General features: G+C 63.7%; 13 protein-coding genes. 4 read left to right on the plus strand and 9 right to left on the minus strand.

Features of this window, described 5'->3' with window-relative positions:
* Positions 1-497 precede the first annotated feature (497 nt).
* Genes AC1DIX_RS26995 through AC1DIX_RS27005 form a run of 3 tightly spaced genes read left to right on the plus strand, consistent with a single transcriptional unit; the run spans position 498 to position 4,072 of the window.
* On the plus strand, positions 498-2,516 hold the full coding sequence (locus tag AC1DIX_RS26995; protein ID WP_477328348.1) for a sigma-54-dependent Fis family transcriptional regulator: 2,019 nt from the start codon (positions 498-500) through the stop codon (positions 2,514-2,516).
* 9 nt (positions 2,517-2,525) lie between these two features.
* Positions 2,526-3,119, plus strand: a complete 594-nt coding sequence (locus AC1DIX_RS27000) for a cytochrome b (RefSeq protein WP_477328350.1) — start codon at positions 2,526-2,528, stop codon at positions 3,117-3,119.
* On the plus strand, positions 3,116-4,072 hold the full coding sequence (locus AC1DIX_RS27005) for a beta-propeller fold lactonase family protein (RefSeq protein WP_477328352.1): 957 nt from the start codon (positions 3,116-3,118) through the stop codon (positions 4,070-4,072). Before AC1DIX_RS27000 ends, AC1DIX_RS27005 begins: the two co-directional genes overlap by 4 nt.
* Before the next feature lie 3 nt (positions 4,073-4,075).
* Here the strand turns inward: AC1DIX_RS27005 and AC1DIX_RS27010 are convergent, their stop codons facing one another.
* From AC1DIX_RS27010 to AC1DIX_RS27045, 8 genes are all read right to left on the minus strand, one after another.
* Positions 4,076-5,053 carry an ATP-grasp domain-containing protein gene (locus AC1DIX_RS27010; protein WP_477328353.1) on the minus strand — a complete coding sequence of 326 codons (978 nt, stop codon included), beginning with the start codon at positions 5,051-5,053 and terminating at the stop codon, positions 4,076-4,078.
* 30 nt (positions 5,054-5,083) lie between these two features.
* Positions 5,084-5,782 carry a hypothetical protein gene (locus tag AC1DIX_RS27015; protein WP_477328355.1) on the minus strand — a complete coding sequence of 233 codons (699 nt, stop codon included), beginning with the start codon at positions 5,780-5,782 and terminating at the stop codon, positions 5,084-5,086.
* Positions 5,779-6,681 (minus strand): quinoprotein dehydrogenase-associated putative ABC transporter substrate-binding protein, encoded by a 903-nt coding sequence (locus tag AC1DIX_RS27020; RefSeq protein WP_477328357.1) that lies wholly within the window; start codon positions 6,679-6,681, stop codon positions 5,779-5,781. The genes AC1DIX_RS27015 and AC1DIX_RS27020 overlap by 4 nt, the downstream gene beginning before the upstream one ends.
* Positions 6,678-7,091 (minus strand): c-type cytochrome, encoded by a 414-nt coding sequence (locus tag AC1DIX_RS27025; protein WP_477328359.1) that lies wholly within the window; start codon positions 7,089-7,091, stop codon positions 6,678-6,680. Before AC1DIX_RS27025 ends, AC1DIX_RS27020 begins: the two co-directional genes overlap by 4 nt.
* A 76-nt stretch (positions 7,092-7,167) precedes the next feature.
* Entirely contained in the window at positions 7,168-8,973 is a 1,806-nt protein-coding gene (locus tag AC1DIX_RS27030; RefSeq protein WP_477328360.1) for a methanol/ethanol family PQQ-dependent dehydrogenase, read from the minus strand.
* A 27-nt stretch (positions 8,974-9,000) separates the two neighbouring features.
* A complete protein-coding gene (locus AC1DIX_RS27035; protein WP_477328362.1) occupies positions 9,001-9,150 on the minus strand; it encodes a hypothetical protein in 150 nt (49 codons plus the stop codon).
* A complete protein-coding gene (gfa, locus tag AC1DIX_RS27040; protein WP_477328364.1) occupies positions 9,111-9,746 on the minus strand; it encodes an S-(hydroxymethyl)glutathione synthase in 636 nt (211 codons plus the stop codon). The genes AC1DIX_RS27035 and gfa overlap by 40 nt, the downstream gene beginning before the upstream one ends.
* Before the next feature lie 26 nt (positions 9,747-9,772).
* Positions 9,773-10,879 (minus strand): S-(hydroxymethyl)glutathione dehydrogenase/class III alcohol dehydrogenase, encoded by a 1,107-nt coding sequence (locus AC1DIX_RS27045; RefSeq protein ID WP_477328366.1) that lies wholly within the window; start codon positions 10,877-10,879, stop codon positions 9,773-9,775.
* Between the two features lie 204 nt (positions 10,880-11,083).
* Between AC1DIX_RS27045 and AC1DIX_RS27050 the strand changes: the two genes are divergently transcribed.
* A complete protein-coding gene (locus AC1DIX_RS27050; RefSeq protein ID WP_477328368.1) occupies positions 11,084-11,443 on the plus strand; it encodes a hypothetical protein in 360 nt (119 codons plus the stop codon).
* Here AC1DIX_RS27050 and AC1DIX_RS27055 read toward each other — a convergent pair whose 3' ends face one another.
* Positions 11,444-13,786, minus strand: a complete 2,343-nt coding sequence (locus AC1DIX_RS27055; protein WP_477328370.1) for a TonB-dependent receptor — start codon at positions 13,784-13,786, stop codon at positions 11,444-11,446. It lies immediately after the preceding gene.
* Between the last annotated feature and the right edge of the window lie 281 nt (positions 13,787-14,067).

A 14,067-nucleotide genomic window follows, 5' to 3' on the forward strand; every position in this document is an offset into this window, starting at 1 on the left:
TGTTGATTGTTAAAGTGTTGATTGTTAAAGATCGTATTCGGTACTGCCTTGCTGCATCCAACGAATCGTTTTGTTCGTCAGCAGCAGAGGAATGAGATTATGCAGTGTTTCGCTTAACTCGTCAACTCCATCTTTTTCTTCAGCGCACTCGGCATGGCCGTTTACACAAGTTTAATTCGTTGATTCTATTAAACTTTTCGTGCGCTGCAGAAGCAGGACGCGAACTATAGCAAAACAAGGTGGCACCACACAAGCCCTGTTGCGCCGACGACGCATCTGAACACCAGACCTCGTTACGAGCGAACAGTTCACACTGATTCAATTAGCCCTGATACCCGTCTGAATTCCAAGAAATCGGGCTCTTCCGACAACGCTATTGGTTAAAAATATTGTGAACACTTGAACTATTTGCTGCCAAGAGTAGTATCTGATGCTGTGGTTGCAACTCAATAACAGTCCATACGATAACAAGCCATGGCCGGCGCCTTGCCCGGCACATGAGTGAGGACGCAGGAGACAGCATGCCAAACTTTGCCGTGGAACACGTCAACCGTGTCCGCTCGGTCGTTCAAAGCCGAAACGGACCTGGACGTCCTGGAAGCGCAAACCGCATCACCCAGTCCTGGATACGGTGCCTCGACGAATACCGGCTCGACCCCGGCACCTGCGCCGAACCCGAAGTCGTCCCAGTCGCCGAATTACAGGAACGCCAGGAACGCCTTGCCGATGTCCAGGAGGTCGCCAAGGTGGAGATGGCCAACCTGTACCAGCAGCTGGCGGGATCCGGTTACGCAATCATGCTGACCGACCGCGAGGGGGTGCTGCTCAATTATTTTGGCGACCCCGCTTTCACGCATGCGGCATCGAAGACCGGCCTGATGCCGGGCGCGGTATGGAGCGAACGTGCGCAGGGAACCAACGGCATGGGCACCTGCCTGTTCGAACGGCGCCCCGTGACCGTGCACCAGGACGAACACTACCTGTCCAGGAATACCGGCCTCTCCTGCGCTGCGGCGCCGATCTTCGATCACGAAGGCGAACTGGTCGGTGTGCTCGACGCCTCCGGCGAGTCGCGCCTGGCCCAGCAACACACACTCGCGCTGGTCAGCATGTCGGTACAGATGATCGAAAACCGGGTGTTCCTGCACCAGTTCCGCCATGATTTCATCCTGCGTTTTCATAACCGTCCGGAATTCGTCGGCACCTTGAGCGAAGGTGCGATCGCCTTGAGTGTCACCGGCAAGGTGTTGGCCGCGACGCGCTGTGCCCTGTTCCAGCTCGGATTCAACGACCGCACCGAGATCGTCGGCCGCGACATCACCGAGCTGTTCAACATTACCTTTTCCGGCCTGATCGACAGCACGGTCAGGAAAGCCTTTCACCCGGTACCGATCTTTGAAATCCGCAACGGCGCCCGTTTTTTCGGCGTGATGTACCAGCCTCTGTCGACCTCCGGTCCGCGCCATGCGGCAGCGATCGGACTCCTGCCCGGGGTCGGCGCCAAGGAAGAATTCTCCATCCAGCCCGACAGCCCGCTCGACAAATTGCAGTTCGGCGATCCCGTCATGGCTGCCAATGTCGAGAAAGCCAAACGCGTTCTCGAGCGCAACGTCGCGATCATGCTGCTGGGCGAGACCGGTACAGGCAAGGAGATGTTCGCGCGTGCCATCCACGCGTCCGGCAGCCGGGCCAGCTGGCCTTTTATAGCGATCAATTGCGCATCGATACCGGAATCGCTGATCGAAAGCGAACTGTTCGGCTATCGCTCCGGCGCCTTTACGGGCGCCAGCAAGGAGGGGCAGCGCGGCAAGCTCCTGCAGGCCAATTCGGGCACGCTCTTCCTCGATGAGATAGGCGACATGCCGGTTGCCCTGCAGGCCCGGCTGTTGCGGGTACTCGAGGAACGCGAAGTGGTCCCGCTCGGGAGYGAGACCCCGGTCAAGCTCGACATCCGCCTCATCAGCGCCACCCATTGCGACCTGCAAAAGAAGATCGAACTCGGCGCCTTCCGCGAAGACTTGTATTACCGCTTGCAAGGCGTGACGCTCACTCTGCCGCCATTGCGCGAGCGCGTCGACCGCGCAGCCTTGATCCGGCACCTGGCGACGGAGGAAAGCGACGAGGGCAGCCCGGTCGAACTCGATACTCGCCTCTTGTCCCTGCTCGAACAGCAGCGCTGGCCCGGCAATGTACGCCAGTTGCGTCACCTGTTGCGCAGCATGATCGCCCTGCGGGACACAGACTGCCTGACCGTGCGCGACCTGCCGCCCGAATACCGGGATAGTACTGCCGAGGCGGTGCCGTCGACCTGTGCCGGGATGGAAGCGGGGGCCATGACCGGGTCCAACCTGAACACGCTCGAAAGCGCCGAACGGCGCGCGCTGCTGCAGGAACTCCAGCGTCACGAGTGGAACCTGAGCGGCGTTGCGCGGGAACTGGGCATCAGCCGCAATACCCTGTACCGCAAGCTACAGCGGCTCAACATCAAGCCGCCCGAGAAATCGCTGGTTCACTGAACGGAGCCCATGCACAAGCCCGATCGCGACCGCTACACAAGCACGGCCATCGTCCTGCACTGGCTGATCGCCCTGCTGCTGCTCGGCCAATTCGTGTTTGGCCTGATGCTGGACGATATTCCGCGCGGCACGCCGGAACGCGGCATGTATGTCAACCTGCACAAGAGCAGCGGCATCCTGATCGGCCTGCTGATCGTGCTGCGTCTCGCCTGGCGCCTGATGCATGCGCCACCGCCACTGCCCGACAGCATGCCGCCCTGGCAGCGGCACGTGGCCAGGCTCAGCCATGCAGTCCTGTATCTTTGCATGCTGATCCTGCCGCTATCCGGCTATCTTGCATCGAATTTCAGCAAGCATGGCATCAAGTTCTTCAACCTGGTGCGCCTGCCGCCCTGGGGCCCCGACGACAGGGCGCTGTATGTCCTCTTCAACCAGACCCACCATATCGCCGCGCTGCTGCTCGCGCTGTTCGTCGGCTTGCATGTGCTTGCGGCCGGCAAGCACATGCTGATCGATCGCGACGGCCTGTTGTGGCGCATGTGGCCACGCCGTGCCGTGCGGCGCATCCGCCGCCATGCCGGCCTTCCCTTGGAGAACCGATGATCATCAGCCCGAAGCACCTCGTTTCGACCACCCTCGCGCTGCTGGCGGCGCTGCCGTCCTTCCTGCATGCCGAACCGTTCGCATACGTCCCCAACGAGGGCGCCGGCACGGTGTCCGTCATCGATACCGCCACCGACCAGGTAGTCGCCTCCCTGCCCGGCGGCAGCAAGCCGCGCGGCCTGGCTGTCGGCCTCGACAGGCACTGGCTGTACGTCAGCGACCAGCCGAACAATAGCCTGCAAGTGGTCGACGTCGCTGCCCGCAAGTTGGGTGCAGCGATCGCACTGGGCGAGTCGCCGGAAGGTGTCTCGATTTCTCCGGATGGGCGCTGGGTGGTGACGGCGGTCGAGGGCAAGAACGATATCGCAGTGGTCGACACACGCAGCAATGCGCTGGCGTTCGCGATCAAGGTCCACGGCAAGAACCCCGAACACGCGGTGTTCAGCCCGGACGGGCACCTGCTCTTCGTCAGCGCGGAGGAAGGCGACGCCGTCGACATCATCGATTTCGACGCGCGCAAGCAGGTAGGCCAGGTCGCGGTCGGGGCGCGCCCACGCGGCATCGGTTTCCTGCCCGACAGCAGCCGCGCCTACGTGGCGACGGAAAATGCCAACGAAGTCTTCGTCATCGACACCAGGAACTTTGCCATCGTTGCCCGCATCAAGGCCGGGCTGCGTGCGAACGGCATCGCCGTCGATCCGGGCGGCAAGCAGGTCTATGTGTCGAACGGCGGCGATGGCAGCGTGTCGGTCATCGATACCGACAGCAACCAGGTCGTGGCGACGATTCCGGTAGGTCAGCGCCCATGGAACATGGCGCTGACACCGGACGGCAAGAAGCTCTACGTGGCGAACGGCCGTTCGAACAGCGTGTCGGTGATCGACACCGTCAGCCGGACCAAGCTGCGCGACATCCCGGTCGGCAAACTCCCCTGGGGCGTCGCGATCAGGTAGCCCTCAATCCGCTCCGTTGCCAAGATCCACGCTGACGGCACGGCGGGCCTGCAAGGGACCGGGCATGGCCGCTGGCCCCTTCAACAGCTCGATGACCATGCCTGCCGGGTTATGCCCGATCGCGGCGTGCAGGCCGACATAGGCGGCGGTAAGCCGCGGATTCACATCCAGCACCACAGGGCCATCGCTCGTGAGGGCGAAGTCGACGCCGACATACCCCCACAGGCTGGGAATTGCCGCCGCCACTTTCTGGGCCAGGCGACCGAGAGCGCCATCGCGATCCTCCAGCCCGCCGACGGTGCTGCCAAGGAAGTGAAAACGGTTGTTGCGCATGGCCACCCGCTCCAGGTTGCAGCTCAGCACCCGTGCCACGCCATCGCAGCACAGCAGGGACAGGCTGCCCAGTTTGCCGGCAATGAAGGGCTGCAGCACATAGCCCTCCGCCGCCGCGACACGGATCCATGCCAGCGCCGCCGCGCGATCACTGAACAGGCGGATGTTGAAGCAGCCGGCGCCGCCGTCGGGCTTGACCACCCAGGCGCCCCGCTCGTCGGGCAAAACGGCGTGCGGACTGTAGGTGGCGGCAACCGGAACGCCGCCGTCTGCCAGCGCGCGCGCCACTTTGAGCTTGCTGCTTGCCACCTGCACGGCGCCGGGTGCACTACCCAGCAGGATCCGGTTGGCGCCCAGGATCTCGCGCGACAAGCGTTCCAGCAAGCCTTCCGATTCGATCGCCAGGGGCCATACCGCATCGGCCGCTTCCATGCCAGCCTGGAAGCGCTCGCTGAAAGCCGGCCGGGCCCCGGGGGCGTCCTGCGCAGGCGCTATCGTCGTCAACTCGATGCCGGGCACGGCGCGCAGGTCAGCCTGCAAGGCCTGCAGCAGCATGTCGCTCTGGCGCCGGAGCGACTGCGGCAGTCGCCGCGGCAGCGGCCCGCCGGCGGTCGCGTAATCGAATGCGAATACTTTCAACGGCGCCATCGCGTGTCTCCTGCTGACGTCCCATGCGACTCAGGGCTGCTTGGGCGTGACGCTGATCAGGGTCAGGGTTTCATCGATCATTGGCACAGGCGCCGGCACGCCCGGCATGCTGGCGGCGGTCCGTACCGGCTCGGGCTTGCCGACCGAAGTACGCAACTGATACAGGCCTCCAGGCACCTGTTCGCTCAGGACGAAGGTGTACATCTTGTGCACGTATTTCTCGAAGCGTGCATGCATGGGGTCGTTCAGGTAAGGCTGGATGCGAACCACCTGCGCATCGAGGGTCCGGCCCTGGTAGACGATCTGCTGCCGGCTCAGCTGGGCGCCTTCCGCCAGCGCCATGCGGATCCGCTTGCGGAAATAACTGGTCAAGCCCCCGGTGAGTCGCTTCATCTCGGCGATGTCGTGCTCGAGGAAGCCGAGCAGGACCGGATTGCCATGGGCTTCTTCGAGCGCCGGAATGTCCTGTTTGTGCTCGCCCGACAGGAAATGCAGGGTCGCACTCAGCTTGCCCTCGACCTGGGCAAGGTCGAGCCGCACTTCGTCGCTGAAGCCGGGCTCGACGTTGCTGTCCTTGCGATAGGCATACACCAGCGTCGCCGGTGCCTTCAGGCGCGCCAGGTGGTCCGTCTCGAACAACAGGGTTTCGGCGGACGAGATCGGCTGGGCAGCCGCCGGGCCCGCGGCAAGCGCGGCCAGCATGGCAAACATTGCGAGCCGGCGCATCATGGTTTCACCGTACGCTGGGAAGCGAGCACCCGTCCGTGCTGGTCGAGCTGCGGTACGCCGTACTCGTCGAGGATGGCGGCGATCTTGCCCCGGTTGGCATCGATCAGCTGGTCGATGCGCTGCCTGAATTCCTTGTCGCCATGACGCACCGCCATCGCGATCTCGAAATCGAGCTTCATGCCCGGACGCGAGGCGAGCGGCACGGCCACGATCGGCGCCGCGTGCGTATTGCGTGCGAAGTAGCCGGCAATCGGGCCCCAGACGAAGGCGACGTCGATCTTGCCGCTGGCGAGGTCGCGCTCGATGATCTGGCCCGGGTACTGCTTGGCGTCGCCGGTCTGGTTCTGGTACCAGTCGACCTGCTCCATGAGCCTGTTCTGCATCAGCCAGTCGGTGACCGGCGAGGACGTGAACGCGCCGAAGCGCAGCTTGCCGCGCTGCTCCGGCTTCAAGGCCGCCAGATCGTCCAGGCCGCGCACACCGTCCAGCCCCCTGCCCTTCACGTAGACCAGTGCATAGCTCGAGTGGTAGTAAGGGCGGGTGGTGGCCGCCATGTCGAACCCGGCCGGCACGCCGGTCACCAGGTCGCACTTGAAACGGTCGGAATTCTCCAGCTTGGCGCGCAGGGTATTGCGGATGAAGCCGATACGCTGCGGGAACCATGTGTGTTCCAGCTTCCATCCCAGCTCCTGGGCGAACAGGGCCGCAATCCTGTTCTCGAAACCGGCCTGATCGCGGTTCGAGAACGGCAGGTTGTTCGGATCCTGGCAAACACGCAATACCTTGTCCTGGCCCGGACCTGCGTCATTCATGGCCTGTTGGGCGGCGATCGGTCCGGCCAGGCAGAGAAGCGCCAACGCTGCCCCTGCCAGCCTGCCCAGGCTGCCGGGCCACCTCATTTGCCGATCTCCTGCAGGCGGCCCGGCTGGATCGCGCCATCCGAGCGCCCTTTCAGATAGGAATACAGGTTGTCGATGTTCTCGACCACCATCTTGCTGCCGTCGAAGTTGGGCATGCCCTTGTCGATCCTGCCGTGCAGGACGGTCTGCTTGAACTGCTCTTTGGTGAGCACTTTCAGGCTGTTGATCAGCGAAGGACCGACCATGCCTTCCTGCGCCGCGCCGTGGCAGCGCTCGCAGGCCAGTGCACGCCAGGTTTTCCAGCCGCTCAGGGTCTGGGCGTCCACCTTGTTGCCGTCGGCTACCTTGTAGGGTGCGGCACCGGCGGGCGCGGCAGTCTCGTCGGCCACGGCGGGTACGGCGGCCATGCAAAAGGCCGCGCTCAACATCAGGGTTACGAATTTGTTCATGGCGATTTCCGGTAATGACAGGGTACGGCCACCGGCCTGCGACATGCCGGCGGCCGCTCGATACGGATCCTGCGGATCAGCGATCCGGCAGCGCGAACACGGTCAGCACGCCACCGAGTTCGGTATATTTGGCCAGGTCCTTGTAGCCGCCCACGGCGCCCAGTCCTTCGGTGCCCTTGGTCAGGCCGGCCGCCAGGCCGATGCCGGCCCAGCCGCCGATGCCCGACAGCACGCCGACATACTGCTTGCCCTTGTATTCCCAGGTCGTGACGTTGCCGATGATGCCGGACGGGGTCTTGAACTTCCATAGTTCCTTGCCGTTGTGGTCGACCGCCTTGATATAGCCTTCCAGGGTGCCGTAGAACACCACGTCGCCGGCGGTCGACAATGCGCCGCTCCACACCGAGAACTTCTCGGGCTTGGACCAGACGATCTTGCCGGTGCCGGCATCCCAGGCGATGAAATTACCCAGGCCGCCATGGCTGTTCGGCGCCGCATACATCGACAGGGTCGAGCCGACGTAGGGTTGACCGGCCGTATACTCGATCTGGAAGGGCTCGTAGTCCATGCACACGTGGTTGGTCGGCACATAGAACAGGCCGGTCTTGTGCGAGTAGGTAGCGGGCTGCTGGTCCTTGGTGCCGAGGGCCGAAGGACAGATGCCCTTCGAATTGACGTCCGGCCCGTTCTTGTCGGTACTGTACTTCGCCACCACGACCGGACGGCCGCTCTTCATGTCGATGTGGCTGGCCCAATTGACCGCCGGATCGTATTTTTCGGCGACCAGCAATTCGCCGCTCTGCCGGTCCATCGTGTAGGCGAAACCGTTGCGGTCGAAGTGCACCAGCGCCTTGCGCGGCTGGCCCTTGACCTTCATGTCGACCAGGATCATTTCGTTGACGCCGTCATAGTCCCACTCGTCGTGCGGCGTCATCTGGTAGACCCATTTCGCCATGCCGGTGTCGAGGTCGCGGGCAAAGATCGTCATCGACCACTTGTTGTCGCCCGGGCGCTGGCGCGGATTCCAGGTGCTGGGATTGCCGCTGCCGTAGTACACCAGGTTCAGTTGCGGGTCGTAGCTGTACCAGCCCCAGGTGGTGCCGCCACCCAGCTTCCACTGGTCGCCCTGCCAGCTCTTCAGCGAAGAGTCGGGGCCGACCGGCGCCATCTTGCCGTCGGTCCAGGTCATGGTCTTGGCCGGGTCGATCAGCATGTCCTGGTCCGGTCCGGTGCTGAAGGCCTTCCACAGCAGCTTGCCGGTGTTCGGATCGTAGGCGGCGATGCGGCCGCGCACGCCGAACTCGCCGCCGCTGATGCCGGTCAGCAGCTTGTCCTTGAAGATGTGCGGTGCATTGGTGGTGGTTTCGCCGATCTTCGGATCGCCGACCTTGGTCTTCCACAGTTCGGCGCCGGTCTTGGCATCCAGCGCCACCAGCGTGGTATCGGCCTGCTGCAGGAAGATCTTGCCGTTCGAATAGGCCAGGCCGCGGTTGACCGTGTCGCAGCACATCACCGGAATCACGGTCGGATCCTGCTTCGGTTCGTACTTCCAGCGGATGCTCTGGTCTTCCAGCGAGATCGCGAACACCTTGTTCGGGAAGGGACTGTGCAGGTACAGCGTGTCGCCGATGATCAGCGGCCCGCCTTCGTGGCCGCGCAGCACGCCGGTCGAGAAGGTCCAGGCCACCTGCAGGCTCTTGGCGTTCTTGCTGTTGATCTGCTTGAGTTCGCTGTAACGCTGGTTGCTCAGGTCGCCGGCCTGCATGGTCCAGTTCTTCGGGTCCTTGCTCAGCTGTGCGAGGTCGGTGTCGGCCGCGAAGGCCGGCGAGGCGGCGAATACAAGGCAGGGCCACCAGCGGATCAGTCTTGTTTGYAATGACATGTTGGTCTCCTAATGTTTTCTTGTGGTTCAGCGCTGCTGCACATGGCAGGCCTTGTTCGCATTGGCCTGAATGGTTCTGTACTTGTCGGCCATGACCTTGACCGTAGGTGCATCACGAAACACGCCGCCGCGTTCCCCTACCAGGGCCTGGTCGCGCAAGGCGGTCGACATCGCCACGAAGTCCTCGTAAGGCATCGCCTCGGCGATGCGGTCGATGACGCACGAGCACTTGTAGAGGAATTCGTACTTGCCGTCGTGCTTTTGCATACACTCCAGCACAAGCCGATCTCGTTCAGGCGCGCACGCACGGTCCCCATGTTTTCGGGACGTGCGCCGGATTCGATGATGGACGAGACGAAGGCCGCGAAGGTGGGCGCCGCCCAGCCGCGCTGGTTCGAGCGCTCGGTGTGCACGAAGTCCAGGCCATAGAAAGGATGCGCAGTGTTTTCGATGCGCCCGAGCATGTGCACGCCGCACTCGCGGCAGGCATGCCGCACGATGGTGGCGGTGGCATCGACCGGCTGCAGCTTGTCGCCGTTGGCGACCACCTGCAGGTTCTCGCGCGGCACCACCGCAACCTGGGAGAACAGCGACCCTGCCGGCTTCCAGCATTTGGTGCAGCCGCATACGTGGTTGTGCGCCACCTGCCCCTTGATCTCGACCGTCACCGGGTCGGTGGCGCACAGGCAGGTCAGGGTCCCGCCTGCAAAGTCCGGCGCCTCCGGCGGGATGCCCTCGTCGACGGCCGGGTGAATATGGACTGCACTGTTCATGATCATGTCTCCTCTTGTCGTTGGACTTAGTACAGCACTACCGAACGGATCGATTGCCCGCTCTTCATCAACTCGAATCCTTCGTTGATGCGCTCGAGGGGCAAGGTATGGGTAATCAGGTCGTCGATGTTGATCTTGTTTTCCATGTACCAGTCGACGATGCGGGGCACGTCGGTGCGGCCGCGGGCGCCGCCGAAGGCCGAGCCTTTCCAGACGCGGCCGGTGACCAGCTGGAACGGACGGGTCGAAATCTCCTTGCCCGCTTCGGCCACGCCGATGATGATCGACTGGCCCCAGCCCTTGTGGCAGCACTCCAGCGCCTGGCGCATGGTGGTGACGTTGCCGATGCATTCGAAGGAATAGTCGGCGCCGCCGTCGGTCAGCTGGACGATGGCGTCGACCACGTTCCCGACTTCCTTCGGATTGACGAAGTGGGTCATGCCGAACTGGCGCGCCATCTGTTCGCGGCCAGGGTTGATGTCCACGCCGATGATCTTGTCGGCGCCGACCATCCTGGCCGCCTGGATGACGTTCAGGCCGATGCCGCCCAGGCCGAACACGACCACGTTGGCGCCGGGTTCCACCTTGGCCGTGAAGATCACCGCGCCCACGCCCGTGGTGACGCCGCAGCCGATATAACAGGTCTTGTCGAAGGGAGCATCCTCGCGGATTTTCGCCAGCGCGATTTCCGGCACCACGATGTAGTTCGAGAAGGTCGAGGTGCCCATGTAGTGGTAGATCGGCTGGCCGTCCAGCGAGAAGCGCGAAGTACCGTCCGGCATCAGGCCGCGGCCTTGGGTGGAGCGGATGGCCTGGCACAGGTTGGTCTTGCGCGACAGGCAGAATTTGCACTGGCGGCATTCCGGGGTGTAGAGCGGAATAACGTGGTCGTCGCGCTTGACGCTGGTCACACCGGGACCGGTTTCGAGGACGACGCCCGCCCCTTCATGACCGAGGATGGCTGGGAAGATGCCTTCCGGATCGGCGCCCGACAGCGTGTAGTAATCGGTATGGCAGATGCCGGTGGCCTTGACCTCGACCAGCACTTCGCCGGCGCGCGGGCCTTCCAGGTCGACGTCGGCAATCGTCAGGGGTTCCCCGGCCTTCCATGCGATGGCGGCTCTCGTTTTCATTTCATGGTGTCTCCGTTGTGAATGGTCTTGTGCTACGTCCAGGCATTCGCAAGGGTCGTGCCAGGCGCCTGGCCTAGGAAACCTGTGCAGAGTTCGTGTACGCCCGTGCCGGAACCGCAACACTCGGGCGGCAACTGTGCAAATCTGGAGCAGGTGTCCTGCCGCCGGAAACCGGAAACCGGCACGCCGTCCAGATCGAATGGGATGGCAGGCGACAGTTTGGCCGGCGGACGCACCAGCTATCGCAACGCGAGCAACACCCTGCGCCGCGGCGCCGAAGTCTCCCTCGACACCGACTTGCAGCATGGTTTGAGCGTCAGGCTGGCCTTGGGGGCTGCGCTCGAGACCATTGCGAACGGCAAGGTGTATGCGCTAGTAAACCTGCGCCTTCAAGCGCGCCAGGACCGCGATCGCTGGCGCTTCAAGGAGTTCCTGCGCCTGAACAATATGTTCGACCGTAACTACATCGGCTCGGTCATCGTCGGCGACACCAATAAACGCTTTTACGAAGCGGCGCCGGGGCGACAGTGGATGGCCGGCCTCACCGCCGAATATCGCTTCTGATCAGAAACGATAGCGCAGGCCCGCGACCACGGCCCGCGGTGCGCCCGGCGCCACGAAACGCGCCTGTTCGGCCCCGTCGGCCTGCTCGTGCGGCGCGAGCAGGCGGCCGTGCGGAAACAGGTCCGGCGCCAGCGCACCAAAGGTTTCGTAACGGCGGTCGAACACGTTGCTGATGCGTGCAAAAAATTCCCATTGATCTGCCGGCCGGTAGCTGGCGCGCAAGCCGAGCAGCATGTAGCCATGCACGCGCCGGTCGGCGCGCTGCGCATCCTCGCCGTCTTCGGCATCCTCGATCAGGCCGTCCTCGTTTCCTTGCGTGACCAGGCTCGATACCGCGTGGATGTCCATGCCGAGGGTCAGCGCCGGGCTCGTGTTCCAGTCCAGCGACAGCTTGCCGGTATGGCGCGGCAGGCCCGCCATCCGGGTGCCGCGCCGGATCTGGACATGGCGCGAACCGGTAAACAGTTCACCGTCGGCGTCGTACACCGCCTGCAGGTAGCTGTAGGCGAGGCGCAGCCCGAGCCGTCCGGACTGGCGGCTCAGCATGGCGTCCAGGCCCTGGTGACGGGTACGCTCGAAATTCGAGAAATAGCCCTGGCGCGACGGCGAGCTCAGGAACAGGATGTCGTCGCGGTTGACTGTCCGGTGCAGGGACAGCGAGTAGCTGCCCGACACGCCATCCTGCTGGAAGCGGCCGCGCGCCCCGGCCTCCATGGTGCGCGCAACGACCTGCTTCAGGTAGGGATCGGATTGCAGGCCGACCGGCAGGCGGCASGGATTGTCCGGGTCCGCGCATCCCAGCTCGATCACGGTCGGCACCCTGCTACCCTGGGCGACGTTGGCGAACAATGTCACACGCGGAAGCAGCACATGGGTGAAGCCGAGCGCGGGATTCAGGCGCCGGTAGCTGAAGCCTTCCCGCGGCTGCACGCCCCGCTCGTTGCTCAGGGTGTTCTCGACGCGTGTGTGGCCATAGCGCGCACTGGCCGTCAGTTGCGTGCCCGGCACGACTTCCATGGAGGCGGAAAGATAGACCCCGGCAGTACGCGATTTGCCGGCCACCGATGAGGTCGACTCGCGCGGCTCAAGCGGATCGCCGATGACTTCGCGCGTAGCGGTCACGAATGCCGCCTGTGCGAACTGGGCGTACTCGACGTCGCTGCGGTCCAGGCTGGCGCCGCCGTCCAGGCGCAATATGCCGCGCCGGGTGCCGAACGCAAGGCTGGCGCCGCTGCCATTCTGGCGCGTACTGGTCGTATTCAATACGCCGGCATGCATTGCAGCGCCCTGCTCCCTCGTCACCCCGCACGAAGCCAGCTCGCGCGGCGCGCCACYGGCTCCAAAGCCGGCGGCGCAGTCCTCGACGTAATCGCCGTAATCTTCGCTGACATCGCCGTTGACGGTATCGCGACGGCTGTTGCGAACATAGGCGACAGCGCTCAGTTCGCTGTCGCGAGCCAGGCGCTGCGTGAGGTTGAAGCTGCCCTGAACCAGGTGGTTGCGGGTTCTGTCCGGATAGGTATAGACGGCGCTGCGCTCATCCCGATACAGAAGGTCCGGCAGCAATCCGTTGCCGAGCACACGGCTGCGGCCAGCGAGCAGCGACGCGCTCCACTCGGTGGCCCCGCTCGCCTGGCCAAGCTTGGCCAGCATATTGCCCAGCCTTCCGGCGGAGTGATCGCGCCAGCCGGTATCGTCGAACAGCGTGGCGCCGATGAAGCCATGCCAGCCGCCGCTGCCCTGCCAGCCGTAGGCGATGTCGCTGCGGCGCCGGCCCTGACTGCTTACCGACAATTCGAGCTCGCCGCCCGGATCCGTAAGACCGGACTTGGTCCTGAAGGCGAGCGCACCGCCCAGCGTGTTCAGGCCGTACAGGGGGTTGGCACCGGTGACGAGGGCCAGGTCGCCGATCGCCGCCTCCGGCAACATGTCCCAGTTGATCACATCGCCGAAAGGCTCGTTCACGCGCACGCCGTCCAGGTAGACGGAGATGCCCTGTGAGCTGCCCAGTATGGACGATGCGCGGAAACCGCGGAAGGTGATATCGCTCTGGAAGGGGCTGCCCGAGATCTCGTTCGCGTTCACGCCGCTCAGGTTGTGCGCCATGAATTCGGCCAGGTTCTCCCCGCCCGCCTTGCGGATGGCTTTGTCGCTTGCTAGCTGTACCGGGTAAGGCAACAGGTCGCGATCGATGCCGAGACCATAGCCAGGTGCAAGGCCGACGACCTCGACCCTGGCGACGCGCGGCTCTTCGGCGGTGGCGGTGCCAGCGAGGAGCAACAGGAAAGGCATGCCAAGCCGTGCGACGGCGGCGCCTGCCGCGCGACCGATTCGATGCGCCATCCATGTCCCCTGGTCTTGTGGTTTGTTGTAATGCCAGCAAATGACATGCCAACTGGCCGACCCCGGTATGGGAAGCTGAATTGTTCGGAAACGATACAGGTGCTGTGGATGAGTGTAGCGGAATGGAGCGATCGAATGTAGAGCGCTGAAAAGCAAAAAGCCCGCTCAATCGAATTGAGCGGGCTTCTGCGAATAATTAGCCTGACGATAACCTACTTTCACACTGGTTGCAGCACTATCATCGGCGCAAAGTCGTTTCACGGTCCTGTTCGGGATGGGAA

This window comes from Massilia sp. 05N420, from assembly GCF_056397205.1.

What these genes read in the sequence shown, in the direction of transcription:
- AC1DIX_RS27000 (WP_477328350.1), top strand. Translation starts at nt 2,526, where the DNA reads ATGCACAAGCCCGATCGCGACCGCTACACAAGCACGGCCATCGTCCTG.
- AC1DIX_RS27025 (WP_477328359.1), bottom strand. Translation starts at nt 7,091, where the DNA reads ATGAACAAATTCGTAACCCTGATGTTGAGCGCGGCCTTTTGCATGGCC.
- AC1DIX_RS27020 (WP_477328357.1), bottom strand. Translation starts at nt 6,681, where the DNA reads ATGAGGTGGCCCGGCAGCCTGGGCAGGCTGGCAGGGGCAGCGTTGGCG.
- AC1DIX_RS27010 (WP_477328353.1), bottom strand. Translation starts at nt 5,053, where the DNA reads ATGGCGCCGTTGAAAGTATTCGCATTCGATTACGCGACCGCCGGCGGG.
- AC1DIX_RS27050 (WP_477328368.1), top strand. Translation starts at nt 11,084, where the DNA reads ATGGCAGGCGACAGTTTGGCCGGCGGACGCACCAGCTATCGCAACGCG.
- gfa (WP_477328364.1), bottom strand. Translation starts at nt 9,746, where the DNA reads ATGAACAGTGCAGTCCATATTCACCCGGCCGTCGACGAGGGCATCCCG.
- AC1DIX_RS27005 (WP_477328352.1), top strand. Translation starts at nt 3,116, where the DNA reads ATGATCATCAGCCCGAAGCACCTCGTTTCGACCACCCTCGCGCTGCTG.
- AC1DIX_RS27015 (WP_477328355.1), bottom strand. Translation starts at nt 5,782, where the DNA reads ATGATGCGCCGGCTCGCAATGTTTGCCATGCTGGCCGCGCTTGCCGCG.
- AC1DIX_RS27045 (WP_477328366.1), bottom strand. Translation starts at nt 10,879, where the DNA reads ATGAAAACGAGAGCCGCCATCGCATGGAAGGCCGGGGAACCCCTGACG.